The sequence below is a fragment of the Streptomyces sp. NPDC006925 genome, assembly GCF_042869575.1.
GTDB lineage: Bacteria > Actinomycetota > Actinomycetes > Streptomycetales > Streptomycetaceae > Streptomyces.
On record NZ_JBIAGB010000019.1, the window covers coordinates 123,178 to 137,264 of the forward strand.

The window sequence follows — 14,087 nt, forward strand, 5'->3', positions numbered from 1 at the left end:
TCAGCGCCCGGGCGCACTCAGCCCTCGCACTGCTGGAGCATCATCCGCTTGTCGGGAGCCGTGACGGGCAGGTCGTACTCCAGGGCCACCTGCGTGAACCGCACCGCGTAGGAGCAGCGGATCCGCTTGTTCGGCGGCAGCCAGGAGGCGGGCCCGGAGTCGCCCTTCGAGGCGTTGGGGGAACCCGAGACGGGCAGCAGGTTCAGCACGTCGTTGGCCAGCCGCTTGCGCTTCTCCTCGTCCCACTGTGCGGCCCCCATCTGCCAGGCGTACGACAGCGGCACCACATGGTCTATCTGGACCTCGGTGGCCTTCGCCTTCTTCCAGGCGATGTCCTTGCCGGTGTAGGGGTCGGCCAGGGTCATCGAGACGACCACGCAGTCCGAGCCGGAGCGGAAGGTGACCTTGCGGCCGTCGCGCTTGAGCACGTCGTTGCGGGTGTCGCAGCCGTTGCGGGCCAGCGGTATGCCCTCGGCGGTGTCCAGCCAGGCGCGGCCGAACTTCTCCCGCTCGTAGCCCGTGCGCGGGCCGCGGCCCTTGGTGCGCACCTGGTCGATCAGCCGCCGGGCGCGCACCTTGTCGACGTTCGAGGTGAGCGGGGCCAGTCCCGGTTCGGTCCCCTCCGGGTTCTTCAGCGGGCTGGTCTGCTCGCCCGCGCCACCGGAGGCCGCGCCACCGGAGGCCGGGGTGCCGGTCGGGGTCGCGGAGGCGTCCGAGCCGCCGCCTGTGGTGCCGCCGTCCTCCTTCTGCTGCGGCAGGCCGTCGCACCCGGCCAGCAGCGCGGTGGCGGCCGTGGCGGCGAGGACGGCGGCGGCGCCCCGCCGCACGGAACGCAGCCCGGGGCGCGGCACGGTGGCGGAGGCGGGGCGGGGAGGAGTGGTCGCGGCGGTCATCGGGCGAGCATAGACCGGTGCGTCACCCCGACGGAGCTGTCCCTGTGGCAACCGGCGGGAAAGCGGGGAGGGACGCAGGGTGCGTCAAGTAGTCACCGATCCCCTGCTCAACCTGGTGCGGCGGCACCGTGAGCCCGTCGTCGCCCAGACGGCCCGCTCCACCATCGCCGCCGTGATGAGTTACGCCGTCGCACTGCAGCTCAGCAGCGAAGCCGCACCCCTGACCGCGCCGCTCACCGCGCTGCTGGTCACCCAGGTGACGCTCTACACGACCCTGCGGACCGGCGTGCGCCGCGTCAACGCCGTGGTCGCCGGAGTGCTCATCTCCAGCGGTTTCAGCGCACTGGTCGGCCTGACCTGGTGGAGTCTGGGCGTGGTGATCCTCGCCGCGTTGATCGTCGGCCGGTTCGTCAAGGCGGGCGAGTTCGTCCCGGAGACGGCGATCAGCGCCATGCTGGTACTGGGGGTGACCCAAAGTCAGGTCGCAGCCATGGCCTGGGACCGGATCCTGGAGACGCTGATCGGTGCGATCGTCGGACTGGCCTTCAACGTGCTGTTCGTCCCGCCGGTATGGGTGCAGCCCGCCGGGGACGCGGTCCTGGACCTCTCCGGCCGGATGAACCGGCTGCTGGTGGGGCTCGGCGAGGACGTGCGCGGCTTCACCCCGGTCAGTCAGGCGGCCGACCGGCTGCACCAGGCCCGCCGGCTCGACCACGACATCGTGGAGGTCGACGTCGAACTGCGGCGCGCCGAGGACAGCCTGCGCCTCAATCCGCGAGTACGGGAGGGCCTGCTCTCCCGCGTCGTGCTGCGCACCGGCCTGGACGCCCTGGAGATCTGCGCGGTCGTGCTGCGGACCACCGCGCGGACGGTGACCGACCTGGCGAAGAAGCGCCTGGACGAGCCGCTGTTCAGCGAGGAGATCGCTGCGGGCATGCAGGAGCTCTACGTGCACATGGCGGGCGCGGTCGAGGCGTTCGCGCTGCTGATCACCACCCCGGTCAGCGCCAGCGCGGAGGAGGCCGAGGACCGGCTGGTGCGGGAGCTGGAGGCCAGCCGCGCCAGCCGGGACGTCATCGCCTTCCAGCTCCTGGACAAGGTGCGCGAACACCCCCGCCAGTGGCAGCTGCACGGCGCCCTGCTCGCCGAGGCCGACCGCATGCTGGACGAGTTGGACGTGGAGAAGCGCTCCCAGCGCCTGTGGGAGGAGCTGGACCGGCAGTCCCGCGAACAGCGCGAGAAGAACCCCGTACTGCGCCGCATCCGCCAGTTCCGCAGCCGGGAGCGCGCCCGCGAACGCGAGCAGGAGGAGGAGCGGGAGCTGGAGTGGGAGGAGGAGCGCTGAGCCGCCGCCCGCGGGCACCCGGAGGCGGCGTACGGGCCGCCGGCGGTCCGCGTGCGGGAGGGTCAGTACGGGGTGCGGCCCACCGGAGACGCCAGTCGGTGGCGGCAGTGCGCCTCGTCCTGCAGAAGCTGGGCCACCGCGGGGTCGTGCATGCCGCGTTCCCCGATCAGGTCACGCAGCAGGGCGGAGAGTTCGGGCAGCGCCTGGGCGTACCGCCCGGTGTCCACCAGGACGGTGGCGTACTGCTTGCGCAGGGTGCGGACGATGGGCGAGCCCTCGCCGTAGGTGGTGACCGCCGCCGGAAGGGCGCGGCCCAGCAGCGCGGCGACCTCCGCGTAGCGGCCCGCGCCCAGCAGTCGGCGGATGTCCTCCAGCACCGCGTTCAGATCCCCCTCCGGGCCGGGCCCCGGACTCGGCCTGCGCGGCGGCCACGGCGCCGCCGGGGCCAGGAACGGGCGGGTGGGATCGAGCGGCGGTCCGGGAGCGCGCTCCCCGGGGCGGGGCAGCAGCGGGGCGAGGGCCGCGTGGACCTCGTGCGCGTCGGCGGGCCGCCGGGCGGGATCGCGGTCGAGCAGCCGGCTGACGAGGCGGGGCAGCGGTGCGGGGGCATCCGGGCACAGCAGCTCCAGCGCGTCCGGCTCCTCGTGCAGCTTCTTGTAGAGCAGCCCGGCGGCCTCGGGTGCCTCGAACGGGGTGCGGCGGGCCAAGAGCTCGTACAGCACCACGCCCAGCGCGTACAGGTCGGCCGCCGGGCCGACGGCCGACCCGCCGGTGGCCTGTTCGGGCGCCATGTAGACGGGGGTGCCCACCAGCGCGCCGGTGCGCGTCAGCCGGGTGACGTCGGGGGCGCCGACCGAGGCGATGCCCAGGTCGAGGATGACGACGCGGCCGTCCGGCCGGACCATCACGTTGCCGGGCTTCAGGTCGCGGTGGACGATGCCCACGGCGTGCACGGCCGCGAGCGCGGAGCACAGCTGCGCGGCGACCGCGACGGCCCACTGCCACGGGTACGGCTCGTGCTCGGCCAGGTGGTCGGCCAGGTCGCTGCCGTCCAGCCGCTGCATCACCAGGTACAGCTCCTCGCCGTCCTGCCCCGCGTCGTAGACGGTCACCAGCCCCGGATGGTCGAGCTGCGCGGTCACCCGGCACTCGCGTGCGAAGCGGCGCCGCAGCTCCTCCGGGTCGGCGCTGCGCACGAGGGAGGCCATCCGCTCGGAGTGCGCCAGCTTGACCGCGACGGAGCGGCCGCCGAGCCCGGTGTCGAGCGCGCCCCACACCTGGCCCATGCCGCCCTTGCCGAGCGGTTCGGACAGCTCGTACCGGCCCGCGATCAGCCGGCCGGGCCTCACGCCCGGTCCCAGGGGCCGGACTGCTGTCGGGGGTCCTGGGTCCCGGGCCGGTGCTCGGCGCCGGGGCCGCCGGGGCCGGAGCCGGGCTGGTTGCGGCGGAGCAGCTCGCCGAGTTCGTCGAGCTCGGAGGCGACCTGCCGCATCCGCGGAGAGGCGGGCGGCACGGAGCCCGGGTGCGGATTCTGGTGCGGGTTCTGGTGCTGGTGGGGGGCCTGGTGCGGGTTCGGGGGCGCGGACACGGTGGGGGCGTACGGTGCGGCGTCACCGTAGGGGGTGGCAGGTGCGGGCGCCGGTTGTGCCGGGGCGGCGTACGGTCCCGCCGCCGGCGCGGGCGCATACAGGGTGGTCGCGGGCGCGAATCGGGGCGCACGCGGGGCGCGGTGGGCGAGTACGGCGTGCACGACGGCGCCACCGATCAGCAGCACGATGTACACCCCGGCGCCGAGCTGCGCGTTGCCCTCCTCACCGGGCTTCGTCTCCGGCACCACGAAGAGCAGCACAATGTAGACCGCCGTCAGCACGCAGGCCCCCGCGAACACCGCCCAGTCCAGCGGCCGCCGCCGCAGGATCGCGAAGCGCAGCGACGGCACCCAGGCCAGCAGCCCCAGCGACCAGAGAGGGAACGACGCGAAGGCGATCCGCACCAGGAGGGCACGCGTGTCCCCGGGACGCGCACCGGCACCCGCCGCACCGGGGTGCGGCTGCCGCGGCGGCTGCGGTGGCTGGGACGCGGCCGGGCCGTACATCTTTCCTCCTGCGTGGGACAGCAGCGGACAAGGCAGGAGGTGAGCGTATACACCGGTACGGACTCCCGGATACGCGGCGGCCCAGGTAGGCAGAATCGTTGTCAACTCCCCCGGCCCGCGACTCCCGTTCGCGCCGGGGCCGAGGCGGGCGCGCACCGCGGTCCGGCGCGCAGGCGGGCCGGCCGGCCCGCGTTCAGGACGGCGTGCGAAGCGGCGTTCAGGACGGCGTTCAGGCCGGTGGCACCGCGCCGTCGGCGAGTCCGTCGAACATGCCCTGGACGAACTCCTCGCCCAGCTCGCCCACTCTCCGCAGCGCGGCTTCGAAATCGGCGAGCAGCCGGAAATGCTCCCCGTACGCCCGCTGCCGCTCCAGTGGCAGCCGGGGCAGCCGGAGCCGGCGCACGTCGATCCGGGAGGAGCTGGAGGCATAGCTGCTGGCCTGCCGGGTGTTGGCCGTCGAGCGCAGGAACCCCGCGACGAACCAGGCGTCCAGCGCCGCCGGGTCGGGCCGCAGCAGGCACAGCGGCTTGCCCAGCCGGACGCCGCCCTCCCCTTCGGCGACGACGTAGGCGGCGCCCCGGCCCTGTACGGGGATGACGACGTCGCCCGGCGCGGTGGTGACGGGATCGGCCGCCGCGAGGTGGACCTCCAGCGCTCCGGTGCGGGCGAGTTCGCCGACGGTGGCCTCGGGCAGTACCGCGGAGCCCGGTGCCGCGGACCGCCGATTCGGCAGGGACGAGTCGTCGGCGGCGGTCAGATCGAGGGTCCGGCGCAGGGTACGTTCCAGCTCGGCGCGGACGGAGGCGAGCGCCGCGGCGTCCGTACCGGTGCCGCTCGGCAGCAGATGGCGGGCCGGACTGAGGTCGACCTCCTCGTCCAGCAGGTCGATCACCGGCAGGGTGGCGCACACCCCGGGCTGTTCGGGGACGCTCTCCCCGGCCTCGTGCGCCCGCCACGCGGCCAGCACGTCGGCTGCAGTGCGCTCCCAGGACGGCGGCTCCGCACCCTCCCTGCGGCCCCCCGCGGCGTCCATCAGCAGCAGCCGGGAAGCGGCGTCCGCGGCGCCGTCCGGCTTGCGCAGCACCCACAGGTGGAGAGGCAGACTGTGCGGTGCGGCGGCGCCCGGCGGCAGTGCGAGGAGCGCACGCAGCGCACCCTTGCGCAGCAGCGCCGCGCGCACGCGGCGGCCCGTGCGGCGGGCGGCGACCGCGGGCGGCAGCAGGAGCACCGCCGTTCCCCCGGGGCGCAGCCGGGCCAGCGCGTGCTGCACCCAGGCCAGTTCGGACTCGGTCCGGGCGGGCAGCCCGTAGGCCCAGCGTGGGTCGTAGGCCAGCTCGTCGTGGCCCCAGTTGCGCTCGTTGTACGGCGGGTGGCACAACACAGCGGCCACCAGCGGCGCATCGGCGGGGGGTTCGGTGCACAGGGCGTCCTCGGTGCGGACGTCGACGGCGCAGCGGCCCGCGGCGGCGGCCGTCCGCAGGGTGAGGCGGAGGGCGGCCAGCCGGGCGAGCAGCGGGTCGGTCTCCTGGCCGTACAGCGCGACGGGGCCGCCGGACGCACTGGGGCCGCCCGAGGCGTCGGCCGCGCCCGAAGCGGCGGCGGCCAGCAGTTCGGCGGAGCCGCACGCCGGGTCGAGCGCCGACTCGCCCGGCCCTGCGAGGCGGGCCATGAGCGCGGCCGTCGGCTCCGGGGTGAGGGTGTACTGGCGGGGGTTGGCTTCGAAGTAGTCGGCGAGGAGCTGTTCGAACGCGGCGGCGGGGCCGGTCTCGCGCATCATCCGGTCGAGTGCGCCGCGCGCCTCGGCGACGGGGTCGGTGTTCAGCAGTTCACGGAGCCCGGCCACGTGCTCCCCGGCGCGCACCAGGGCCGGGCCGTGTCCCTCCGGGGCGCTCTCCAGTCGGCGGCGCACCTGCTCCCGCAGCGGGGCTTCGGCGAGTTTGCCGTGGTCGCGGAGCCAGCTCTCGACGTCGGCGAGAGAGAAGGCCGGGCTGGCCTCGGTGCCGCCGACGGGGCGGGGGAAGTCGGTGTAGCGCCGCCGCCAGTTGCTGACCGCGGCTCTGCCGACACCGGCGAGCCGGGCAATGGCCGCTGCTGTCACTTCCGCGCCGTCCGACACCGGATTCCTCCCGTTCAACTGTTCGGCCGCCCCGTTCACATGCCGCCGTGGACCGTGGCGGTCCGCACGAGCATACCCACCGAATCGGCAACCCTCTCCGTTCACGACGTGAATTTCTACGAGTCGAGGAATCCTTGTTGACTCGGTTCACAAGCGATGCTGTGATTACTCCACCGGTTCACAGCACGGCGAACCGGTCCGCTCACACTTCTCGACCGGAGGTCGCGTCATGCCCGCACGCGCACTGCCCCGCAGGCACCCGCTGTTCACCGCTGCCGTCACCGCCACGACGGTGCTCGCGCTCGGCGCACTCGGCGCCTGCTCCCTGGAGGAACCCACCACCGGCAAGTCCCGGGCAGCCAAGGCCACCGGGAAGAGCAAGCACGGAAAGGGGACGGACAAGCAGGCGGGCACCTCGGGCGGCTCCGGCGGCGAGGCCGGTCCGCGCGCCGCGGGCGAGTCCGCCGTCTACCGCGACAAGGGCCTCGAGGTGACCGTCGCGGCACCCGCACGGTTCACACCCTCCGCGTACGCGGCAGGCCACAAGTCCGGAAAGCACGCCTACAAGGTGCGCGTGACGCTGGAGAACACCGGCGACGCCAAGATCGACACCGCGCTGATCACGGTCGGCGCCCGCGAGGGCAAGGACGGCGAGACGACCGCGGGGATCTTCGACGGCGAGACCGTCGGCAACGGCTTCACCGGGCAGCTGCTGCCCGGCAAGCGCGCCACCGCCACCTACGGCTTCGACGCGGCACCCGCCGCCAAGACGCTCGACGTCGAGGTCAGCGTGAACGACTTCGAGACCGAGCCCGCGCAGTGGAGCCTCTCCCTCTGACCATGCACCGGCACCCGCCGCGCCTCACCCCACCAACCCATCCGACACACCGCTCCCAGGGGGGACACCCATGTCGCACGCACACCACACCTCAGGCCACCCCGCCCCGCCCGCCACCGCGCCCCGCAACGGACTCGGTCTCGCCGCACTCATCCTCGGCCTGGTCGGAGCACTCTCCGGACTGGTGCCCATCCTCTTCTGGCTCTCCGGCACCCTCGGCCTGATCGGCCTCATCCTGGGCCTGGTCGGCCGCTCCCGCGCCAAGAAGGGCCTGGCGAACAACGGGAAGACGGCGCTGGCCGGAGTGCTGCTCTCGCTCGCGGCGTTCGCGCTCGGCATCTGGGGGCTGATCACCGTCGTCACCGCGTTCGGCGACGCCGCCGACGAGATCGACAAGGAACTCGACCAGGGCGCCCCGCCCGCGGTGGTGTCGGTCCGCTGACGCCGTCCCCGCGGCACCCGACCGCACGGCCGCACGGGTCGGGCGCCGCACCGAGCGAGCGGCGCCCGGCCCTTCGGGGCCCCGGTCAGGACCGGGAGACCAGGCCCCGGAGACCAGGCCCCGGGAGCCAGGGCCCGGGAGACCAGGGCCGGGGGACCTGAGACGCGGGCCAGGGACCCGGGAGGGCCCGGGTCAGGCGTCCCCAGGCCGTCAGGAGGCCGGCACGGTGGTGAGGAACTCTCCCACCCAGGCCAGGAGATCCCGGCCCGCGAGGGGCTTGGCGCCGATGGTGCCGGGCTTGGGGCGCGGCACCAGCACCTGCCGGGTGGCCTGCTTGATGACCGAACCCGGGTAGACCCGCTTGAGCCGCAGCTCCTGCGACTCCCGCAGCTCGACCGGGCCGAACCGCACCTTGTCGCCCTGGAGGGTGATGTCGGTGACGCCCGCCGACCGGGCCAGCATCCGCAGCCCGGCGACGAGCAGCAGGTTCTCCACCGGCTCGGGCAGCGGCCCGTAGCGGTCGGTCAGTTCCTCGCGGACGGCGGCGATGTCCTCCTCGGTGTTCGCCGAGGCGATCGCGCGGTACGCCTGCAGCCGCAGCCGCTCCCCCGGCGCGTAGTCGTGCGGGACGTGCGCGTCGACCGGCAGCTCGATCTTGACCTCCAGCGGCGCCTCCTCCACCGGGCCCGCCTCCCCGGCCTCCAGCGCCGCGCGGTAGTCGGCCACCGCCTCGCCGACCATCCGCACGTACAGGTCGAAACCGACTCCCGCGATGTGCCCGGACTGCTCACCGCCGAGCAGGTTGCCCGCGCCGCGGATCTCCAGGTCCTTCATCGCCACGTACATGCCCGCGCCCATCTCGGTGTGCTGGGCGATGGTGGCCAGCCGCTCGTGGGCGGTCTCCGTCAGCGGCTTCTCCGGCGGGTAGAGGAAGTAGGAGTAGCCGCGGTCGCGCCCGCGGCCCACCCGGCCGCGCAGCTGGTGGAGCTGGCTGAGGCCGAAGGTGTCGCCGCGTTCGACGATGAGGGTGTTGGCGTTGGAGATGTCGATGCCGTTCTCCACGATGGTGGTGGAGACGAGCACGTCGAACTTCTTCTCCCAGAAGTCGACGACCACCTGTTCCAGCGCCTGTTCGGTCATCTGCCCGTGCGCGGTGGCGATCCGGGCCTCCGGGACGATCTGCCGCAGCCGGGCCGCGGCGCGGTCGATGGACTCGACCCGGTTGTGGATGTAGAAGACCTGGCCCTCGCGCAGCAGCTCACGGCGGATCGCCGCGCCGATCTGCTTCTCCTCGAACGGGCCGACGAAGGTGAGCACCGGGTGCCGCTCCTCGGGCGGCGTGGTGATGGTGGACATCTCGCGGATGCCGGTGACCGCCATCTCCAGGGTGCGCGGGATCGGCGTCGCGGACATCGTCAGCACGTCCACGTTGGCCCGCAGCTTCTTCAGCTGCTCCTTGTGCTCCACACCGAACCGCTGCTCCTCGTCGACGATGACCAGGCCCAGCTCCTTGAACTTCGTCTCCGAGGAGAAGAGCCGGTGGGTGCCGATGACCACGTCGACGGTGCCGTCCCGCAGCCCGTCCAGCGTGGCCCGCGCCTCGGTGTCGGTCTGGAACCGGGAGAGCGCCCGCACGTTGACCGGGAACTGGCCGTAACGCTCGGAGAACGTGGAGAAGTGCTGCTGCACCAGCAGCGTCGTCGGCACCAGGACGGCCACCTGCTTGCCGTCCTGCACCGCCTTGAACGCGGCCCGCACGGCGATCTCCGTCTTGCCGTACCCGACGTCGCCGCAGATCAGCCGGTCCATCGGGACCGATTTCTCCATGTCCTCCTTGACCTCGCCGATGGTGGTGAGCTGGTCCGGCGTCTCCGCGTACGGGAACGCGTCCTCCAGCTCCCGCTGCCACGGCGAGTCCGCGCCGAACGCGTGCCCCGGCGCCGCCATCCGCGCGCTGTAGAGCTTGATCAGATCGGCGGCGATCTCCTTGACCGCCTTCTTGGCCCGCGCCTTGGTCTTCGTCCAGTCGGCGCCGCCCAGCCGGTGCAGGGTGGGCTGCTCGCCCCCCACGTACTTGGTGATCTGCTCCAGCTGGTCGGTCGGCACGAACAGCCGGTCGCCGGGCTGGCCGCGCTTGGCGGGCGCGTACTCCACCAGCAGATACTCGCGGGTGGCGCCCTGCACCGTGCGCTGCACCATCTCGATGTAGCGCCCCACCCCGTGCTGCTCGTGCACGATGAAGTCGCCCGGCTGCAGCGTCAGCGGGTCGATCTGTTTGCGGCGGCGGGCCGGCATCCGGGTGCCGTCCTTGCCCGCGGCCTTCTGTCCGGACAGATCGGTCTCGGTCAGCACCGCCAGCTTGAGCTGCGGGGCGACGAAGCCGTTGTCGAGCGATCCGCACGCCACGGTCACCACCGACGGGGCGGGCGCCGGTTCGGCTCCCGCCTGCCGCGCCGGGACACCCTCCGCACCCAGCACCTCCACGGTGCGGGCGGCCGGACCGTGCGCCTCGGTGACGTACACGCACTGCCAGCCCCGCGACAGCCAGTCCTTGGTGTCGGCGAGCGCCCGCGCGGTGTCCCCCCGGTAGGTCTCCGGAGCGTGCATGCCGAGCTGGAGCACGTCGCCGTCGTCCTCGTCCGCGCCGGTCAGCTCGGTGTCCGCGGCGAACTGGCTGACCGTCCACCACATCATGCCCAACTCGCGGGCGTGCTCCCGTACCTCGGCGATCCCGCGCAGCGAGGCGGCGCCGACGTCGATGGGGGCCTGCGCACCGTCGCCGTCCCCCGCACCGGCGGTGGCCGCCCAGGACGCCTGCAGGAACTCCTGGCTGGTCGCCACCAGGTCGGCGGCCCGGGTGCGCACCCGCTCCGGGTCGCACACCACGGTCATGCTGCCCGCGGGCAGCACGTCCAGCAGCAGCTCCATCTCGTCCACGAGCACCGGCGCCAGCGACTCCATGCCGTCCACCGCGATCCCCTCGGCGATCTTGCCGAGGAGTTCGTGCAGCTCCGGATGGTCCTCGGCCAGCTCGGCCGCGCGCCGCCGCACCTCGGAGGTCAGCAGCAGTTCGCGGCACGGCGGGGCCCACAGTCCGTGCTCCGCGATCTCCAGCGAGCGCTGGTCGGCGACCTTGAAGTAGCGGACCTCCTCCACCTCGTCGCCCCAGAACTCCACCCGGATCGGGTGTTCCTCGGTGGGCGGGAAGACGTCCAGGATGCCGCCGCGGACCGCGAAGTCGCCACGCTTCTCCACCAGCTCCACGCGCGCGTACGCGGCGGCCGACAGCGCGTCCACGACCTCGTCCAGATCGGCGCTCTCCCCCTGCTTGAGCGCCACGGGCACCAACTCGCCCAACCCCTTGACCTGGGGTTGCAGCACCGAGCGGATCGGCGCGACGACGACCGAGACCGGCCCGGTGGCCGGGTCGTCCGGGTCCGGGTGCGCCAGCCGGCGCAGCACCGCGAGGCGCCGCCCCACGGTGTCCGACCGCGGGCTGAGCCGCTCGTGCGGCAGCGTCTCCCAGGAGGGGTACTCCACCACGCCCTCCTCCGGGAGGAGGGAGCGCAGCGCGGCCCCCAGGTCCTCCGCCTCCCGGCCGGTCGCCGTGACCGCCAGCACCGGCCGCCCGGCGGACCGGGCCAGCGCCGCGACGGCGAAGGGACGGGCCGCCGCAGGGCCGACGAGGTCGACGTGGTGCCGGTTGCCGTCGGCGGCGGCAGCGACAGCCTCCTCCAGCGCGGGGTCCTTGGTGACGGCGTCGAGCAGACCGTGCAGGCTCATGAGGGCTTCGCTTTCGGCTTTCCGTCCGGGGGCGCGGGGTCCTCGTACGCGGCCCTTCCGCGGGGCGCGCACGACGAAGAGCCCGGCTCGCAAGCGAACCGGGACACTCCCAGCGTACGCCGCACCGGTGACACCCCCGCGCCGTCGCGCTGCTGCCGCACCCCGCCGCCCCCGGGCACGCGCCGGCGCGGCAGGGGGCCGGAACGCCCGGCCCCCCGCCGCACCGGGATACGGCTCAGTCGGCGGCCGGGGCCGACTGCTGCGCCGGAAGCGCGGGGTCGTCCGGGGCCCGGCCGGTCAGCGTCGCGAGCGAGGAGCGGACGTGCGCCATGTGCTCCCGCAGCTCCTCGGACCGCTCGGCGTGCTCCCGCAGCACCCGCTCGGTCTCCCGCTCGATCCCCTCCGCCCGCACCCGCGCCTCCGCTACCAGCTCGGCACCGCGCGCCTCCGCGTCCTCCTGCCGGTGCCGCGCCGCCTCCTCGGCCTCGGCGTGCTCCCGCCCGGCGTCGGCGAGCGCCCGCTCCCCGCGTTCCTCCAGGTCGGCCGCCCACGCCTGGAACGCGGCCTCCTTCTCGGCCAGCTCCCGGTCGAAGGCGTCCGCCCGGGCCGCGTGCTCCTTCTCCTGCTCCGAGAGGAGCGCCGCGCACCTGCGGGACATCTCCTGCAGCGCCTCGGACGCGTCCTGGCCGATCTTCTCGGCCTGCGTCCGGGCCTCGGAGCGCAGCTCGTCGGCACGGTCCTGGGCGGCGTCCAGCGTTCTGGCGGCGGCGGCCTCGGCGTCCACGCGGCGGCGCGCTGCCGCCTCGCGAGCGGTGTCGCGCACCGAGCGGGCCTCCTCCTCCGCGCGCTCGGTCAGCTGCTGCGCCGCGGTGTCGGCCGCCGCCCTGAGGTCGGCCGCCTCCGATTCGGTGGTGGCGAGGATGCCCTGGGCGCGGGCGCCCAGGGCCTCGAAGGTCTGCGGGGGCTGTGCGGCGGCGACACCGCGGAGCCGCTCCGCCTCCTCGGCCAGCTCCTGGGCGAGCTGGGTGAGCTGCGCGGTGCGGTGCCAGGCGGCCTCGCGTTCCGCATTCAGCTCGGTCACGCGGCCGTCGACCTGTTCGGACCGGTACCCGCGGCCCCGGACAACAGTGAAGCCGTGCGGCGACGACGCACTCATATCGAGCCCCTTATCTCGGCTGTCCCGTCACTCTCTGGCGATCCGACGATCCCGACAGTCACGTACGAGACCGGCCCGCCCCAGGATGCGCTACTTCACCGCGGTTGCCGTAATCGGCACATCCTGTCGCAACTGATGAAAAAGAGAACGTGACCCGGATGGCTCCCACACGACCACGCTTCCGGTGCCGGGCACGCTGAGCCCGGGGTTCGCCACCGGCACGGTCGTCGTCCCCCCGTCGCCCTCCGTCAGCCCCCTGATCCTCCAGCCCATTCGTGTGAGTGACAGGACGGAGCTGCCCTCGTCGACGGTGACCGCCTCCAGCGCCGAACCGAGGAACGGATAGAACCGGAACGGGTTCCCCACCGTGGCCGGCCCCGTCCCCTCCCGGACGAGCACGCTCAACAGCCGGCGCTGCCGCCGGACCCGTCCCAGGTCCCCCTCCGGGTCGCTGTAGCGCGCCCGTACGTAGGCCAGCGCCTGCCTGCCGTCGAGGTTCCGGCAGCCGGCGGGCAGATCGGCGCCCGCCTTCTCGTCGCGCAGCGGCTTCTTCAGACACACCCGCACCCCGTCGAGTGCGTCGACGACGCGGGTGAAGCCGAGGAAGTCGATCTCGGCGTAGTGATCCAGGCGCAGCCCCGTCGCCTGCTCGACGGTACGGGTCAGCAGCCGGGGACCGCCCCGCGCGTACGCCGAGTTGATCTTGTCGCGGCCGTGGCCCGGAACGGGGACATAGGAGTCCCGCGGAATGCTCACCAGATACGGGCCCGCCGCGCCGTAGTGCAGCACCATCACCGTGTCGGTGTTGCGCTGGCCGCCGCCGCCCACATGCAGCTCCGCGCGCTGCTCACGGGTGAGGTCGGCCCGGGTGTCGGTGCCGATGATCAGCCAGTTGGTACCCCGGCCGGGCGGCGGACGGCCCGGATAGTCGGCCAGCGCCGAAGTCTGCCGCACCCGGCCGTCCGCCCACACCCAGGTCCCGGCGAGCCCCGCCGCGCAGGCCAGCACCAGCACCAGCAGCACCAGCAGGACGACCCGCCACCAGCGGCGGCGGCCGCGGCCCCCGCCGTGCGGGTCGCCCGCGTGGTAGAGGGTGCTGCTCTCCCCGTACATGAGCCGAGCGTCCCGCACTCCGCGGGGCGGTGCCCGCCACGCTGGGCCGACAGAGCGAGCGCCTCCCTCGGGGCGCACCGCTGTTCGAGGGCACGCGTTTTCGGCTGCCGCCGGTGGGGGTTCCCCGCGTGGTGGGGGCACGCCCCCTTACGTTTTCGGCTGCCGCCGGTGGGGGGTTCCCCGCGTGGTGGGGGCACGCCCCCTTGCGTTGTCGGCTGCCGCCGACAGGCCGTGTCGGGGGGCTCCGCCCCCCAACGCCCCCCGCTAGGTGGCTTCGCCCCCTAGGACCCCCGGCCGCCCAGGGGC

Annotated in this window: 10 protein-coding genes; 3 read left to right on the forward strand and 7 right to left on the reverse strand. The window is 73.9% G+C overall.

Features of this window, described 5'->3' with window-relative positions; genetic code table 11:
- Positions 1 to 17: 17 nt before the first annotated feature.
- The gene (locus ACFYNS_RS23590; protein WP_360297364.1) at positions 18 to 893 is read right to left on the reverse strand and encodes an HNH endonuclease family protein; all 876 of its coding nucleotides are present in this window, start codon (positions 891 to 893) and stop codon (positions 18 to 20) included.
- A 79-nt stretch (positions 894 to 972) separates the two neighbouring features.
- On the opposite strand from ACFYNS_RS23590, the gene ACFYNS_RS23595 reads away from it, so the two are divergent.
- Positions 973 to 2,238 (forward strand): FUSC family protein, encoded by a 1,266-nt coding sequence (locus ACFYNS_RS23595; protein ID WP_360297367.1) that lies wholly within the window; start codon positions 973 to 975, stop codon positions 2,236 to 2,238.
- 62 nt (positions 2,239 to 2,300) lie between these two features.
- Here the strand turns inward: ACFYNS_RS23595 and ACFYNS_RS23600 are convergent, their stop codons facing one another.
- From ACFYNS_RS23600 to ACFYNS_RS23610, 3 genes are all read right to left on the reverse strand, one after another.
- Positions 2,301 to 3,587 (reverse strand): serine/threonine-protein kinase, encoded by a 1,287-nt coding sequence (locus ACFYNS_RS23600; RefSeq protein ID WP_360297370.1) that lies wholly within the window; start codon positions 3,585 to 3,587, stop codon positions 2,301 to 2,303.
- On the reverse strand, positions 3,584 to 4,333 hold the full coding sequence (locus ACFYNS_RS23605) for a hypothetical protein (protein WP_388604939.1): 750 nt from the start codon (positions 4,331 to 4,333) through the stop codon (positions 3,584 to 3,586). The genes ACFYNS_RS23600 and ACFYNS_RS23605 overlap by 4 nt, the downstream gene beginning before the upstream one ends.
- A gap of 229 nt (positions 4,334 to 4,562) precedes the next feature.
- Positions 4,563 to 6,449 (reverse strand): N-6 DNA methylase, encoded by a 1,887-nt coding sequence (locus ACFYNS_RS23610; RefSeq protein WP_388604941.1) that lies wholly within the window; start codon positions 6,447 to 6,449, stop codon positions 4,563 to 4,565.
- 229 nt (positions 6,450 to 6,678) lie between these two features.
- Between ACFYNS_RS23610 and ACFYNS_RS23615 the strand changes: the two genes are divergently transcribed.
- On the forward strand, positions 6,679 to 7,287 hold the full coding sequence (locus ACFYNS_RS23615; protein WP_360297378.1) for a hypothetical protein: 609 nt from the start codon (positions 6,679 to 6,681) through the stop codon (positions 7,285 to 7,287).
- Positions 7,288 to 7,357: 70 nt separating this feature from the next.
- The gene (locus ACFYNS_RS23620) at positions 7,358 to 7,729 is read left to right on the forward strand and encodes a hypothetical protein (protein WP_360297381.1); all 372 of its coding nucleotides are present in this window, start codon (positions 7,358 to 7,360) and stop codon (positions 7,727 to 7,729) included.
- A gap of 210 nt (positions 7,730 to 7,939) precedes the next feature.
- Here ACFYNS_RS23620 and mfd read toward each other — a convergent pair whose 3' ends face one another.
- The 3 genes from mfd to ACFYNS_RS23635 all read right to left on the reverse strand — a co-directional run bounded on the left by mfd (position 7,940) and on the right by ACFYNS_RS23635 (position 13,781).
- Positions 7,940 to 11,512, reverse strand: coding sequence for a transcription-repair coupling factor (mfd, locus tag ACFYNS_RS23625; RefSeq protein WP_388604943.1), 3,573 nt, complete (start codon positions 11,510 to 11,512; stop codon positions 7,940 to 7,942).
- A 235-nt stretch (positions 11,513 to 11,747) separates the two neighbouring features.
- On the reverse strand, positions 11,748 to 12,593 hold the full coding sequence (locus ACFYNS_RS23630) for a cellulose-binding protein (RefSeq protein WP_360297386.1): 846 nt from the start codon (positions 12,591 to 12,593) through the stop codon (positions 11,748 to 11,750).
- Positions 12,594 to 12,758: 165 nt separating this feature from the next.
- Positions 12,759 to 13,781, reverse strand: a complete 1,023-nt coding sequence (locus ACFYNS_RS23635) for an LCP family protein (RefSeq protein ID WP_388604945.1) — start codon at positions 13,779 to 13,781, stop codon at positions 12,759 to 12,761.
- Between the last annotated feature and the right edge of the window lie 306 nt (positions 13,782 to 14,087).